Raw genomic sequence first — 13,698 nt, 5'->3', positions numbered from 1 at the left:
GAGTGACCATCGCCCCGGAAGGCAGGAGCAGTGACGATGCAGTACGTGAAGCTCGGTTCGACGGGCCTGGACGTCTCGCGGATCTGTCTGGGCTGCATGACCTACGGGCTGCCCGACCGCGGTGTCCACGAGTGGACCCTCGACGAGGAGGCGTCCCGGCCGCTGATCCGGCAGGCGCTGGAGGCGGGCGTCAACTTCTTCGACACCGCCAACGTCTACTCCGACGGCACCAGCGAGGAGATCGTCGGCAAGGTCCTGCGTGAGTTCGCCGACCGCGACGAGATCGTGCTGGCCACCAAGGTGCACGGCCGGATGCGGCCGGGCCCCAACGGGGGCGGGCTGTCCCGCAAGGCCGTCATGTCCGAGCTCGACCACAGCCTGCGCCGCCTCGGCACCGACTACGTCGACCTCTACCAGATCCACCGCTATGACCACGCCACGCCCGTCGAGGAGACGATGGAGGCGCTGCACGACGTGGTCAAGGCGGGCAAGGTGCGCTACATCGGGGCGAGTTCGATGTACGCCTGGGAGTTCTCCAAGGCCCAGTACACGGCCGAGCGGCACGGCTGGACCAAGTTCGTGTCCATGCAGAACCACTACAACCTGCTCTACCGCGAGGAGGAGCGGGAGATGCTGCCGCTCTGTGCGGACCAGGGTGTGGGGGTGCTGCCCTGGAGCCCGCTCGCCCGCGGCCGGCTCACCCGCGACTGGGGCACCGTCACCGAGCGCAGCGCCCAGGACAACTTCGGCAGCCGGCTCTACCTGGAGAGCGACCGCTCGATCGTCGAGGCCGTCACCCGTATCGCCGCCGACCGCGGTGTCCCGCGCGCGCAGGTCGCCCTCGCCTGGCTGCTGCACCAGGACGCGGTGGCCGCACCGATCGTCGGCGCGGCCAGGCCGCAGCACATCGAGGACGCGGTGGCCGCCGTCGAACTGGAGCTGAGCGACAAGGAGATCGAGGAACTGGAGGAGGCCTACACCCCGCGCGCGATCAGCGGCCACTGATCCCCGACGGGTCCGTTGCTCCTCAATGCGGTCCGTGCGGTGCGAACTCCGTGCCGCACGGACCTCCACCCTCGCTGCTCGGAAGCGGGACCCGCGCACCGGACATGGCCAGCGTCCGGTAGTAGCCCCCGATGCGCTCGGCCGAACGGCCCACGTAGTGCCCGATGAAGGAGCGCCGGAAGCGGTCGGCGCTGCGGTTGGGCCCCGAACCGTGCACCAGGCTGCCGTTGAAGAACAGTACGTCGCCCGGTGCCATGTCCACGGGCACCGGAGCCAGACCGGGCGGCGGCGGGACGTACTCGCGGGCGAACGACAGCTTCTCGTCGGCCGCTTCGGGGCAGAACAGATCCATCCGGTGCGTGCCCGGCACGACTTCGAGGCCGCCGTTGTCCCGGTCGATGACGTCACAGGCCACCCACGCGGCCACACAGGTGCCCGGCTCGACCCGCAGATAGAAGTTGTCCTGGTGCAGCGCCTGGCCCCGGGCGCCCGGGGGCTTGAAGTAGAACATGCTCTGCGCGGCCAGCACCTCCTCACCGAACAGCACCTCCAGCACCGCCCGCAGCCGGGCGTCCAGCAGGAACTCCCGTGCCGGCGCGCTGAACTCGTGCGGCTGCATCACCCGGGGATGCCTGCGCAGCGGGTCGGGGTCCGCGGGCCGCGGCTCGAAGTGCCCGGGGACCGGTCCGGCCGCCTGCAGCGCCGCGAAGCCGTCGCGCAGCCGCTCGATCTCGTCGTGTCCGAACAGCCCGCGCACGACGGTGAATCCCGCCTCCTCGAACTGCCGGCGCAGTGCGTCGGGCAGGATGCCGCCGTTGCCCGTGGCTGTCATGTGTCCGCTCCTCGTCCGCTGGTCACCTGCCTGCCACGCTAGGGCGACGCGCCTTCGCGGAGGATGCCCATGCATGCTGACGGACTGCCCGGGACTGCTGCCGGCGTCCCGTCGCCGCACCCGGGCCTGGTGGTGACCGGGCGCTACGACCAGGGACCGGGGTACGGCGTGGACCGGCCGCGGGGGTCGGACAGCTGGCTGTTCACCTTCACCACGGGCGGGCGCGGCACGATCAGGCAGGGCGGCGCGCGTGCCGAGGCGGCCGCCGGGCATCTGGTGGTGCTCGCCCCGGGGGTGGCCCACCGCTACGCCGTGGCGTCCGGTGCTCCGCACTGGCGGTTCTGGTGGGTGCACTGCCAGGCCCGCCCGTACTGGGCGCCCTGGCTCGGCCCGTACGCCCTCGCCGACGGTCTGTACGTCGTCGCCCCCGTCTCCGCGGGCCTGCACGGGCGTATCGAGGCCGCGTTCGGCCGGATGCTCGCCGACGCCCGCCGGCCCGCACCGGGCACGCCGCCCGAGGTGGCGGACCCGGTGGCCGTGGCCCACGACAGCCTGGCGCGGGAGCTGGCCCTGTGCGCGCTGGAGGAGGTCGTACTGCTCGCCGCCTCGCGCGCCCACGAGCCGGCACCCGAGCCGGGCGACGACACCCGTGTGCGACACGCCGAGGAGCTGATCGCCGCCGACCCGGGCGCGCCGCACACCGTCGCCTCGCTCGCCGCGAGCGTGTCGCTCTCCCCGTCCCGGTTCGCCCACCTGTTCACCCTGCGGACCGGCAGACCGCCCATGCGCGCCCTGCGTGAGGCCCGGCTGCGGCACGCGGCACGGCTGCTGGAGGCCACCGACCTGACGGTGGAGCGGGTGGCGGCGGCGTCCGGGTTCCCGAGCCCCTTCCATTTCAGCCGTGTCTTCCGCCAGCGCTACGCAGTGCCGCCCGGCGCCTATCGCGCGGGGGAGCGTCGCTCGTAATGCACGGCAAAGGCCCTCATTGACGAATGATCAAATAGCCGCCTGTCGACGCAATGTTTAAAAGTGAGAGATCTCTTGTTCAATGGCGTCGGCCTGTGCAAAAGTGTGCGCTGTCGGCGTGCAGACAATTACATTTCCTGCTGCATGCGCCAGGCCGCTCCCGTTCGCCCCCCACGCTTCAAAAGAGCAGCCCAGGCGGACGTTCGGGATGCCGAATCCCAATTCCGTACCCTTGGTACGGACTAAATCCCGTGTCGCGCCCGGAGGAACGCAGCCGTGAATGACGCAGGCCGGTCGGATTCCGTCCCAACCACCCGTCGGTTCGACGTCTCGGACGAGCAACTGAGCGCCGAACTGAAGAAGTGGACGGGAACGACACCCGCGCTCCACCCGGTCGGTGAACTCCTGGACCGGCACTGGGAAGCGGCCTTCGCCTACGCCCGGTTGTGCACCGACGGACCGCGCGCCGCCGGCATGCTCACCACGGCCGCCTTCACCCGGCTCTTCGGCGAGTCGCTCCGTCAGGCGGGCCCGTCAGCCGCCTGGCGCCCGCATCTGCTGGTCACCGTCCGCCGGATCGCGGCCGAATGGGACGGCGACGGCCGTCAGGAACTCCTCCACCCCGCGCTGCGGGCGGACACCGGCAACGGGGAGCGGGCGGCCGCCCGTCTGCTGCCGCCGTCCGGCCGGCGACTGCTGTCCCGCGCGTTCCAGCGGCTGCCCCAGTCCGCCCGCGCGGTGCTGTGGCACATGGAGGTCGAGGCCGAACCCCTCGCCGTCCCCGCCGCGTTGCTCGGCCTGGACGACGAGGAGACCCGGGTCGAACTGCGCCGCGCCCGCGAACGGCTGCGCGAGGAATGCCTCCAGGCCCACCGCGAGCTCGCCCCCGAGGCCGAGTGCCAGCGCTACCTGCGCATGCTCGACGTGACCTTCCGCCGCGGCGGGATCGACGTCGACCCGGACCTGCAGCAGCATCTGTCCGGCTGCCGGCACTGCAGCCAGACCGCCGACCAGCTGGCCCAGTTCAACAGGGGACTCGGCCTCGCACTCGCCGAGGCGGTCCTCGGCTGGGGCGCCCACGCCTACATGGAATCCCGGGCGGCCCGTACAGAGGAGACCACCGCCCCGGCCCCGGAGCCCGCACCGGCCCCCACGGTTCCCCTGGGCGGTGAGGCCTTCACCCCCGTGGCACCCGCGCCCGCCGCCGCCCCTGCCGACGCGCCCGGCCGCTCCCGCCGTTCCGCGCACCGGGCGGCCCGCCGTGTCCGGCGCCGCAATCTCACCCTGGCCGTCGTCACCGTCAGCGGCCTGGTCGTCCTCCCGCTGATACTGTGGTCGGTGCTCGGCTCGGGCGACGACCGGACCCCGGCCCCCGGCGGCACGCCCTCCCGGGCGCCGGGCAAGGACTCCGGCACGCCGGCTCCGTCCTGGGCCGGTGCGAGCGGCACCACCAAGGGCGTGCTGCGCGGCCGGCTGCACAACCTCGCCTCGGGGCAATGCGTGGGCGTCGTCGGCAGGAAGGCGGTCGAGGGCGCGGAGACCGAACTCGCCGACTGCTCCTCGGAGGCGAGCCAGCAGTGGTCGTACGAGACCGACGGACTGCTGCGCAACGCCTCCGCCCCGGATCTGTGTCTGGACTCCCATCTCGGCTACTCCGTGCGGCTCGCCCCCTGCTCGGTCACCGGTGCGGCCGCCAAGGACATCCGCTACGACTTCACGCTCCAGGGCGCCCTGGTGCCCCGCTCGGACCAGGACCTGGCGCTGACCCCCGCCGCGACCGACGGCTCCGGCGCCCTCGTCCTCAAGAACCGCGCCGCGAACCCGGCCCAGCGCTGGACCGTCGACACCGCCAAGCCGGACCTGCAGATGGAAGTCGTCAACTGGGACACCGACAACACCCCCGCGCCGCCCCCGTCGGTCAAGTCCACCTCCAAGGCCTCGGCGACCCCGTCCCCGACCCCCACCCCGACCGCGTCCAAGTCGAGCCCGGCGCCGTCGAGTTCCCCCACGCGCGACTACTGCTCGGTCTACCCGGACTACTGCGACTGGGGCGGTGACGGCGGCTACAACGACGGCGGCTACAACGGCGGCGGCTACAACGGCGGCGGCTACGGCGGCGGCACGGGGGGTCACCACCGCTGAGCGTCGCCCGGCCGCAGCCCGCCCGCGGTGCGGCTCAGTGGTGGGGCATGACCCGGATGCGCCAGAAACCCGCCATGGGATGATCTTGGACATCTGACGGGACCAGTGGCGGGCGTCGGTGAGGGCGGTGACAAGGTTCGCGTACTCGCGGCGGGCCTTGCGCTGGGCCGGGTCACGGCGGTCCCCGGGTTGCCGTCGAGGGGCTGGCAGAGGTCGAGAAGTCGGCGGTGGACCGCGAGCACGGCGGTGACGTGCAAGGCGTAGCCCTGCCCTCGCCGTACGGTGACGCCCTGGTCGAGCACGGCCCGCTCTGTGCCGTCCAGCCGGGCTGCGCGGCGGAAGCCGGCGACCTTGCCCGGCATATCGAGGACGACCGGGCGGTGTGGTGCTGGATGGCCACCTTGTTCTTGCCGGTCCGGCACGGGGAGCCCGCGGGGGCGGCGCAGGTGGACACCGGACAGTCGTGCGATTCCACGCGCTTGAAATCGTCGCTCACAAGCCCGGGCTGTTACGTGAGGGTGTTCCTGTCCCGCGGGATGCACTCCCAGAACCCGTGACGGTCGGCGAGGGTGACAGTACACAAGGTAACTGTTAGCGCGCGGGCGCCATGGGTGTTACCGTCGAGAAGTAGAGTGACCGGTCTACCTACTTGCTGGGGTGGCCGGCAAGGCATCCCACTCGGGCCATCTTCCCGGGAGGGCTGCCGTGGGTCGCCGATGCACATCGGCAAGCGATCAGAGGATTCCATGAAGTCGATCCCTGTCCCTGCCTGGCCGGGGCACCGCACGGAGCCGGTGCTCCGCGCGGTCGCGCCAGGCTCAGCCTCCGGATCGGATCAGGCGGACGGCGTCCAGCAGCGTCTTGTGGGCGGCCGTCGAATCGTCCAGGTAGCCGGCCGCCATCGCTCCGTCGTACAGCATCAGCAGCGCACCGGCCGCCGACTCCGGGTCGGTGTGGCCCAGGCGGGTGAGCAGGCCTTGGAGCAGGCCGCGGATCCAGTCCCGGTGTGCCGTCACCAAGACGCGGACAGGGTGGTCCGCGTCCGGGTACTCGGCGGCCGCGTTCAGGAACGGCGATCCGCGAAAGCCGCGCTCGCGCGCGTGCTCGGCGATGGCCTCGAAGATCAGGTCGATCGCTTCGGCGGGCGGGTGTGCGGCGGCCAGCGGTTCGGCCACCTCTTTGTAGTAGGCGTCCTTGGTCAGGAGATAGGCCACGACCAGGTCGTCCTTGGCGGCGAAGTGGCGGTAGAAGGTCACCTTCGTCACCCCGGCCTCGGTGATCAGCCGCTCCACGCCGACCGCGCGAACGCCCTCGTAGTAGAAGAGCCGCGACGCGGCCCTGACCAGGCGCTCGCGGGGCGAAAGCCCTCCGTCCGCCCGAGTCCCCTGCCGCGTCGTGTCGGTCGTCTGCTGCCTGCTGATGCTCACTTCCCCATTGTGCCTTTGACTCGGCGCCGGACCGACAGGGCCGTATCCCCCTCCCGTCCGCCCCGCACGACGTGGCTGTACTACTTCGCAACTCCTTCACAACCGAAAGGCTCGAACATCATGACTCGCCGTCTTGAAGGAACCGTCGCCCTGGTCACCGGGGCATCCAGCGGCATAGGCCGTGCCACCGCCCTGGAGCTGGCCCTCGAAGGTGCCTCCGTGGCCCTCGTCGGCCGCCGTGAAGACCGGCTCACAGCCCTCGCCGCGGAAATCTCCGGCACCGGCGGCAAGGCCCTGGTTGTACCCGCCGACGTCACCGACGCCACTGCCGCCGCGGCAGCGGTCGAGCGGACCGTCGAGGGCCTGGGCCGTGTGGACACCCTGGTCAACAACGCCGGTCTCATGCTGCTCGGCCCCGTCCCCGGCGCGGACCTGGACGAATGGCGCCGCATGATCGACATCAACCTCATGGGCCTGATGTACACGACCCACGCGGCCATCCCCCACCTGGTGAAGGCCGCCGCCGACGGGCCGCGCCAGGTCGCAGACATCGTCAACGTCGGCTCACTCTCCGGGCGTAATGCCTACGCCATGCAGGCGGTGTACTGCGCCACCAAATTCGGTGTCGGCGCGTTCAGCGAAGCGCTGCGCCAGGAACTGGCCCGCCAGCACGTCCGCGTGTCCGTAGTCGAGCCGGGCAGCGTCGACACCGAACTGCGCAGCCACAACTCGGACGCCGTACAGCAGCAACTCGCCGCCGTCATGGGGGGCATCGAGCGTCTGCAGAGCCAGGACGTCGCCGAGAGCGTCGGCTTCATCGTCACCCGCCCCCGGCACGTGGCCGTCGCCGAGGTGCTCGTGCGCCCCACCGAGCAGGTTTGAGCACCGGCACCGCCACCGCGCTCGAAAGCGGCCCGGCCCCAAGGACGCAACCAGTTCCCGCGGGCGGAGGACCTCACGCCGCTGGGGGCCGGCCCCCAGCGGCGTCGACGCGGAAACCGACGCAACGGCCGGTACCACCGGGCCACCGGTCGGTGCGGCGAATCGACAGCAAGGAGCAGAGACGCATCATGAGCGACACGCTGCTGGAACAGCTCGGCACCGGCAAATACGTGCTGGTCACCAGCTACCGCAAGAACGGCACCCCGGTCGCCACCCCTGTGTGGGTGGTGCGCGACGGTGACACGCTGGGCGTGCGGACCCCTGCCGACTCCTGGAAGGTCAAGCGGATCCGGGCACGCGGCGACATCCTCGTCGGCCCCTGCGACCTGCGTGGCAACCTGACGGGCGACCAGGTCCCGGCAACCGCCGAGATCGTCGACGAGGCGACCGGCGCCCGCTACCGCAAACTCATCGCCCGCAAGTACGGCATCCTTGGCCGCTTCATGATCCTCAGCAGTCGGCTGAGCCGGGGAGGGGACGGGACGCTGGGCATCCGTGTGCGCCTCGCCCCGTAGCAGGCATGGACCACCCCGCCGTCGAGGCCGACCGGACGGCACAAGGATCCCGGGCCGACGAGCTTCGAGAAGAAGGACACCGCCGGCTGCTCTGCCCTCCAGGACAAGGTCTGGTTCCACGGCTTCATCGAGTTTCCGTGGTCGATCGGTCGCAGACTGGAGCAGATCAGGGCGGATCCTTCTCGACCCGGGTCCGGCCCAGCGGCTCGATCTTCCGGGCCCTGCACTCGACCAGCAGAGCCTCGCGCTGCCGGTCCTCCACCAGCTCGACCGGACAGACCTCCATGGCCGGCCACTCGGCCGGCGCCTATCCGGGTCATGCCCCGTGGTGGTGCGGCGGCGGGGGAGGGATCGTCCCGAGACCCGGGGCCGGTTCGGGCCACACCAGCAGTACCGGGCAGGGCGCGTGGTCGACGGCGAACCGGACGGCCGGGCCCAGGCTGTGCGGCCCGAGCCGGGAACGGTCACCGTCCCGCGCCAGCACCAGCAGATCGGCCCCGTCGGCCGCGGCCACCACCTCCCGCTCGACGCGCCCGGCCCGCTCCTCGCAGGTGCACGGGCGTCCCAGCCGCTCGGCCGCCGCGGCCAGGAGTTCGGCCGCCGAACTGTCACCGAGCGCCTCCAGGCGGCTGCCCGGGTCGCGTTCGGGACGGCCCCGGCCGAGGAGCCCCGCGTACGCGCCGTGCGCGACCCCGGGCACGTCCGGACCGGTCACATGCAGCAGCACCACCTCGGAGGCGTGCGGGGCGTGGTCGCGTACGGCGTCCACACAGGCGGGCCAGGTGCCCTCGACGAGCCAGGCGATCACACGCATCCGGCCGGCCTCCCTCGGCTCTCGGAACCCTCGGAGAAGGGGAACCCCCTGGAGGAGGGGAACCCTCAGAGAATCTGCAGCGACCCCCACAGTGCCACCACCGACACGGCCAGCGTGGAGGGCACGGCGATCAGGCCGAGCCGGGTGAACTCCCCGAGGTCCACGCCGTGCTCGTGCTGGTGCACGATCCGCCGCCACAGCAGGGTGGCGAGCGACCCGGCGTAGGTCAGGTTCGGGCCGATGTTCACCCCGAGCAGGACGGCGAGCACCGCGCCGGAACCGGCGGGAGCGGCGAGCGGCAGCAGCACCAGCACCGCGGGCAGATTGTTGATGAGGTTCGCGAGGACGGCGGCCAGCGCGGCCGTCCCGAGCAGTGCGAGCAGTCCCGTGCCGCCGGGCAGGACGTGTCCGAGCGCGTCCGCGAGCCCGTTGTCGACGACCGCGCGCACCACGATGCCCAGCGCCAGTACGAACGCCAGGAAGGCCGGCGCCGCCGCCCGTACGACGGTGACAGGAGTCGCCTTCCGCCGTACCAGCGCCCGCCCGGCCAGCACCAGCGCCCCCGCGGCGGCCACCCACGCGGGGTCCACCCCGAACGCCGACGCCACCACGAACCCCGCCAGCGTGCAGCCGACGGTCACCAGCGCGAACAGGGGCAGCCGCGGCGCCTCACCGGTGTCCCGGCCGGCCGGGGCCGCCGCGCTGAGGTCACGGGCGAAGAACCGGCGGAACACCAGGTACTCGGCGCCGATCGCCACCAGCCACGGCAGCACCATCAGCGCCGCGAACCGGGTGAAGGTCAGCCCGCTCGCCGCGAAGGCCAGCAGGTTCGTCAGGTTGGAGACGGGCAGCAGCAGCGACGCCGTGTTCGACAGATGCGTGCAGGCGTACACGTGCGGCTTCGGCCGTACGCCCGTTCGCGCGGCCGTCGCGAAGACGACCGGGGTGAGCAGCACGATCGTGGCGTCCAGGCTGAGCACCGCCGTGATCGCCGACGCCAGCGCGAACACCGCCGCCAGCAGTCGCACCGGACGGCCCGCCGCCCACCGGGCCATCCACGCCCCGCACGCCTGGAACAGCCCCTCCACATCGCAGAAGTGGGCGAGCACCAGCACGGCCGCGAGGAACCCCACCACCGGCCCGAGCTGTTCGGCCTCGGCCCGGGCGTGGTCCGGCGAGATCGCCCCGGCGGCGACGGCGATCCCGGCGGCCGGGACGGCGAGTACCGCCTCCGGCCACCCGAAGGGCCGTACCACCGCCCAGGCGAGCACGGCGGCGAGCAGCACGGCGGACAGGGATTCGAGGAGCAGGGTGTTCAGGGCGGGTCCTCCGGATCGATCAGACGGTGCCCGCCCATGAAAACAAACGCCGGAGCGCGGACTAGGAGGACCGGGTGCCCGCCGCGCCCAGGAACTCCTCCCAGCCGCCCACCGGGGCCTGCCCCGGCGCCAGCGTGCGCAGTTTGCGCAGCACCGCCGGGTCCTGGGCCTCCAGCCAGGCCACGAGCTGCTTGAAGGACACGAACCGGACGTCGTCGTGCTCGGCCATCCGGCCGATCGCCTCCTCGACGGCGTCCATGTAGATGCCGCCGTTCCAGCGCTCGAAGTGGTTGCCGATGAAGAAGGGAGCGCGGTTGGTCTCGTACGCGCGCCGGAACCCGGCCAGGTAGGTGTCTCTGGCCTGGGCGCGCCAGGCGTCGAACCGGGTGCGATCGCCCAGGGGGTTCCCGCCGGACTGGTTGAACATCATGTTGTAGTCCATCGACAGCACTTGGAAGGAGTGGCCGGCGAAGGGTATGGACTGCAGCGGGAAGTCCCAGATCCGGCCGCCCTGCACCTTGCCCGGCCAGATCTGCAGGCCGCCGGGGGAGCTGGCGTCGTACTTCCAGCCGAGCGCGGCCGCGGTGGGCAGCAGGTTGGCCTGCCCCTCCAGACAGGGGGTGCGGCCGCCGGTCAGCTCCTTTCGGTAGTCGAAGGGCAGCGGTTCGAGGTCGGAGAAGCCGGTGTTCGTCTTCCACTTCGTGACGAAGTCGATCGCCTGGTCGATCTCGCTGCGCCACTCGGCGGGCGACCAGTTGCGCACCCCGGTCGCGCCGCAGAAGTGCCCGTTGAAGTGGGTGCCGATCTCGTGGCCCTCCAGCCAGGCGGACCGCACCTGCTGGATGGTGGCGTGGATGTGCCGGTCGGCGAGGTAGCCGATGTCGGACGCGCCGACCGCGTGCCGCGGCGGCCGGTACAGCTCCTTCTTGGCCTCCGGCAGCGTGTAGATGCCGCTGAGGAAGAAGGTCATCTTGGCGCCGTGGTCGGACGCGACCTTGCGGAACCGGGTGAACAGCTTGTTGCTCAGCTCACCGGCGCCGTCCCAGGAGAACACCACGAACTGCGGCGGCTTCTGGCCCGGCTTCAGCCGGACCGGCTTCGGCTGGTGCGGCTGCGGGCCGGTGTCGGCGGTGGACCCGTCGCCGATGGGCTTCGCCGGGCGGGCCTGCTCGCTGCCCTTGCCGTACGCCGGGTCCTTCTCGCCGACGGACAGCCCGCCGGCGGTGGAGCAGGCGGACAGGGCCCCGAGGGCGCCCGCGGCCGCCCCCGCCGTCAGCACCCGCCTGCGTGAAATGCCGCTCATGTTCTTCCCCGGTTTCCTCGTCGCGGCTCCCTGCGGAGCCTTCTCGCTGTGCGGTCGACGGGTTCGATGAGGGGTCCACGCGGAAAGATCGCGGCGGCCGGAACGTGTTGCCGTCCTGTGACACTTGTGGCGCGCTCATGACGAACCCCGCTGTCCGTGACCGGGCAGCGGGGTTCTCGGAGGGGCTTCGGTCAGGCGCCGGTACCGGAGTTGAAGACGGTCAGGAAGACGGAGGAGGAGTTCCCGGACACCGGGACCGCTCCGGCCGTCCACGCCACCCTCAGCGGGTCCCGCTCGTCCGGCGGGGTGACCACCAGGGTGGCCGGCGTGGCCGTCTTGGCGCCGCTGATCTCCGGGTTGGAGAAGGTCAGGCCCGCCCAGGCGCTCTGTCCGGGCCGCAGGGTCACCGTCACCGGCGAGCCCCCGGACCGCTTGGGGTCCGGGCCGAGCTGGGTCCCGGAGGCGTTCACGAAGGCCGCGCCCGGATAGCCGCGCAACGTGCAGGTCCGGGCGGACTTGTTGGTGAGCACGATGGGGAAGTTCTCCTGGCCGGCGCCCGGGTTGTTGCTGCCGACGGCGGCACGCAGCTCGGAGGTGTGGCACCGGGTGCTGCCGCTCTGGGTCGTGGTACCGGTGCCGGAGGAGGTGGCCTTGCCCGGGGCGGCGGACGCCGTGCCGCCGTCCGGTGTCGAGGCGGTGGCGGACTTGCCGGACGAGGGTGCGCCGCCCGTGGTCTCGGTCGCCGGAGCCGCGGTGCCCGGCACCGTCTGGGGTGTCGAGTGGGTGTCGTTGCTGCCGCAGGCGGTCAGGAGGCCCAGTACGGCCGCCGTGCCCGCGAGCAGGGCCCCGCGCTGCAATGACCGGGATGAGTACGCCATGTCGCTCAACACTCCTGGATGTTCGTGGCACGCGGCTGCCGCGTGCCTTCGGCGCCGGGTGCGCCGTCATCACACTGCGATGCCCGGGCCACCGGAAAAGTTCGGGACTCGCAGGGTTCTTTTCCCCGATTTGACCCCGCCCGACCTCGTGCGTCGCGTCAGGTGACCCGCAGGGAGCGGATTATGGCCTCGGTCGGGTCGCTGTCACCCTGCCGGCGTACCTGCACGTACACCTGTGGCCCGGTGGAGCCGTCCGCCGGGCGGAGCGCGGACTCGGTGACGGAGCCGCCGTCCGGACAGGTGTCCCAGGTCCGGATCAGGCCGCGCCAGCGGGTGCCGGCGAAGGTGCGGCTGCCGGTTTCGCGGCAGCCGGAGTGGGCGAGGGTCTTCACCCGGGCGGTGACGTCGCCGTGCTCGCTGACCCCGAGGAAGACGCCGTCGACCGCGGCCCCGAGGTCGGACCAGTGCGCCACGTCGTCGGCGACCACCAGGCCCGGCTCGTGCCCCGCCGGCAGCCCGAGCGCGTGCGGATCCCAGCCGGAGCCGCGCACCTGCCGGGCCCAGCCGGCCGGCACCTGCACGGCGACCCGGCCGGTGGAGTCCTTCACCGTGGACTGTTCGGCGGTGTCCGGCCGGTGGAGCAGCACGGTGACGGTGACGGCGGCGGCCCCGGCGGCGAGTACCGCGGCCAGCACCAGCGTCCCGGTGCCGAGCCGGCCCCGGACGCCGTCGAGCCGCCTGCCGTGCCGTACGCCGGAGGCCGCGGCCAGCCGCTCCAGTTCGTCCGCGAACGCGTGCGCTCCCGGCCAGCGCCGCTCCCGGTCCGGCTCCAGGGCGCGCAGGAGCGCCCGCTCCACGTCCTCGCCGAGGTCCGGCCGCAGCCGCCGGGGCGGTACGACCCTGCCCGGCGGCCCGGGCACGGTCCCGGTGACCAGCTCGTAGCCCACCGCGCCCAGGCTGTAGACGTCGGCGCGGGCGTCGATGCCCTCCCCGGGTTCGGCCTGTTCCGGCGGTTGATAGCCCGCCGAGCCCGCCGCGAGCGTGAGCACCGAGGCCTGTGCGAGGCTCTTGGCCAGCCCCAGGTCGGCCAGCAGCAGTCGCCTCTCGCCGTCCGGGGCGGTGTGCAGCAGCACGTTGCTCGGCTTGATGTCGCGGTGGACGATGCCCGCCTCGTGCAGTGCGGCGGCGCTCCGCGCGGCCTGCGCGGTCAGCACGAGCGCCTGGGACACCGGCAGCGGGCCGGCCGCCAGCAGATCGGCCAGGGTGCCGCCGTCGGCGTACTGCATCACGAAGTACGGTCTGCCGTCCGGCAGTTCACCGATGTCGTAGACCTGGACGACCCGGCTGGAGCCGGCCCGGCGCAGCAGCCGGGCCTCGGACAGGAAGCGCTCCCGGATGTCGAGCCGGTGGGCCCAGTTCTCGGCAAGGACCTTCACCGCGACCAGGGCGTCCAGCTCGTCGTCGTGAGCGAGCCACACCGTGGCGAAGGCGCCGGTGCCCAGGGTTCGTTCGAGGCGGTAGCGGCCGATCCGCTCCAGGGAGTGCATACGACTAT

Annotated in this window: 13 protein-coding genes; 5 read left to right on the top strand and 8 right to left on the bottom strand. The window is 72.2% G+C overall.

Features of this window, described 5'->3' with window-relative positions:
* Positions 1-36 precede the first annotated feature (36 nt).
* The gene (locus tag AC07DS_RS01500; RefSeq protein WP_479141581.1) at positions 37-1,005 is read left to right on the top strand and encodes an aldo/keto reductase; all 969 of its coding nucleotides are present in this window, start codon (positions 37-39) and stop codon (positions 1,003-1,005) included.
* Positions 1,006-1,027: 22 nt separating this feature from the next.
* Here the strand turns inward: AC07DS_RS01500 and AC07DS_RS01495 are convergent, their stop codons facing one another.
* On the bottom strand, positions 1,028-1,837 hold the full coding sequence (locus tag AC07DS_RS01495) for a phytanoyl-CoA dioxygenase family protein (protein ID WP_479141579.1): 810 nt from the start codon (positions 1,835-1,837) through the stop codon (positions 1,028-1,030).
* A 69-nt stretch (positions 1,838-1,906) separates the two neighbouring features.
* Between AC07DS_RS01495 and AC07DS_RS01490 the strand changes: the two genes are divergently transcribed.
* Positions 1,907-2,803 (top strand): helix-turn-helix domain-containing protein, encoded by an 897-nt coding sequence (locus tag AC07DS_RS01490; RefSeq protein WP_479141578.1) that lies wholly within the window; start codon positions 1,907-1,909, stop codon positions 2,801-2,803.
* A 276-nt stretch (positions 2,804-3,079) separates the two neighbouring features.
* Complete coding sequence (locus tag AC07DS_RS01485; protein ID WP_479141576.1) at positions 3,080-4,945, top strand: RICIN domain-containing protein; 1,866 nt, start codon at positions 3,080-3,082, stop codon at positions 4,943-4,945.
* A 172-nt stretch (positions 4,946-5,117) separates the two neighbouring features.
* Here the strand turns inward: AC07DS_RS01485 and AC07DS_RS01480 are convergent, their stop codons facing one another.
* Together AC07DS_RS01480 and AC07DS_RS01475 are read right to left on the bottom strand one after the other, a co-directional pair.
* Positions 5,118-5,399: a hypothetical protein gene (locus AC07DS_RS01480; RefSeq protein ID WP_479141574.1), complete on the bottom strand. Its 282-nt coding sequence runs from the start codon at positions 5,397-5,399 to the stop codon at positions 5,118-5,120.
* A 364-nt stretch (positions 5,400-5,763) separates the two neighbouring features.
* The gene (locus AC07DS_RS01475; RefSeq protein ID WP_479141572.1) at positions 5,764-6,372 is read right to left on the bottom strand and encodes a TetR/AcrR family transcriptional regulator; all 609 of its coding nucleotides are present in this window, start codon (positions 6,370-6,372) and stop codon (positions 5,764-5,766) included.
* A 120-nt stretch (positions 6,373-6,492) separates the two neighbouring features.
* Between AC07DS_RS01475 and AC07DS_RS01470 the strand changes: the two genes are divergently transcribed.
* Together AC07DS_RS01470 and AC07DS_RS01465 are read left to right on the top strand one after the other, a co-directional pair.
* Complete coding sequence (locus AC07DS_RS01470; protein ID WP_479141571.1) at positions 6,493-7,254, top strand: SDR family NAD(P)-dependent oxidoreductase; 762 nt, start codon at positions 6,493-6,495, stop codon at positions 7,252-7,254.
* 188 nt (positions 7,255-7,442) lie between these two features.
* Positions 7,443-7,829, top strand: a complete 387-nt coding sequence (locus tag AC07DS_RS01465; protein ID WP_479141569.1) for a PPOX class F420-dependent oxidoreductase — start codon at positions 7,443-7,445, stop codon at positions 7,827-7,829.
* A 316-nt stretch (positions 7,830-8,145) separates the two neighbouring features.
* Here AC07DS_RS01465 and AC07DS_RS01460 read toward each other — a convergent pair whose 3' ends face one another.
* From AC07DS_RS01460 to AC07DS_RS01440, 5 genes are all read right to left on the bottom strand, one after another.
* Entirely contained in the window at positions 8,146-8,643 is a 498-nt protein-coding gene (locus tag AC07DS_RS01460) for a universal stress protein (protein WP_479141567.1), read from the bottom strand.
* A 65-nt stretch (positions 8,644-8,708) separates the two neighbouring features.
* Entirely contained in the window at positions 8,709-9,962 is a 1,254-nt protein-coding gene (locus tag AC07DS_RS01455; protein WP_479142127.1) for an SLC13 family permease, read from the bottom strand.
* A gap of 61 nt (positions 9,963-10,023) precedes the next feature.
* Positions 10,024-11,265, bottom strand: coding sequence for a polysaccharide deacetylase family protein (locus tag AC07DS_RS01450; protein ID WP_479141566.1), 1,242 nt, complete (start codon positions 11,263-11,265; stop codon positions 10,024-10,026).
* 191 nt (positions 11,266-11,456) lie between these two features.
* Positions 11,457-12,143, bottom strand: a complete 687-nt coding sequence (locus tag AC07DS_RS01445; protein ID WP_479141564.1) for a DUF4232 domain-containing protein — start codon at positions 12,141-12,143, stop codon at positions 11,457-11,459.
* 158 nt (positions 12,144-12,301) lie between these two features.
* Positions 12,302-13,690, bottom strand: a complete 1,389-nt coding sequence (locus AC07DS_RS01440) for a serine/threonine-protein kinase (RefSeq protein ID WP_479141563.1) — start codon at positions 13,688-13,690, stop codon at positions 12,302-12,304.
* Between the last annotated feature and the right edge of the window lie 8 nt (positions 13,691-13,698).

The sequence above is a fragment of the Streptomyces sp. NPDC044064 genome, from assembly GCF_056434245.1.
The sequence above is the reverse complement of the archived record's forward strand: the minus strand, read 5'-3'. Positions and strand labels throughout refer to the sequence as shown.

Coding starts and splice junctions, on each gene's coding strand:
- AC07DS_RS01500 (WP_479141581.1), top strand. CDS start 37: ATGCAGTACGTGAAGCTCGGTTCGACGGGCCTGGACGTCTCGCGGATC.
- AC07DS_RS01495 (WP_479141579.1), bottom strand. CDS start 1,837: ATGACAGCCACGGGCAACGGCGGCATCCTGCCCGACGCACTGCGCCGG.
- AC07DS_RS01490 (WP_479141578.1), top strand. CDS start 1,907: ATGCATGCTGACGGACTGCCCGGGACTGCTGCCGGCGTCCCGTCGCCG.
- AC07DS_RS01470 (WP_479141571.1), top strand. CDS start 6,493: ATGACTCGCCGTCTTGAAGGAACCGTCGCCCTGGTCACCGGGGCATCC.
- AC07DS_RS01465 (WP_479141569.1), top strand. CDS start 7,443: ATGAGCGACACGCTGCTGGAACAGCTCGGCACCGGCAAATACGTGCTG.
- AC07DS_RS01460 (WP_479141567.1), bottom strand. CDS start 8,643: ATGCGTGTGATCGCCTGGCTCGTCGAGGGCACCTGGCCCGCCTGTGTG.
- AC07DS_RS01450 (WP_479141566.1), bottom strand. CDS start 11,265: ATGAGCGGCATTTCACGCAGGCGGGTGCTGACGGCGGGGGCGGCCGCG.
- AC07DS_RS01445 (WP_479141564.1), bottom strand. CDS start 12,143: ATGGCGTACTCATCCCGGTCATTGCAGCGCGGGGCCCTGCTCGCGGGC.
- AC07DS_RS01440 (WP_479141563.1), bottom strand. CDS start 13,690: ATGCACTCCCTGGAGCGGATCGGCCGCTACCGCCTCGAACGAACCCTG.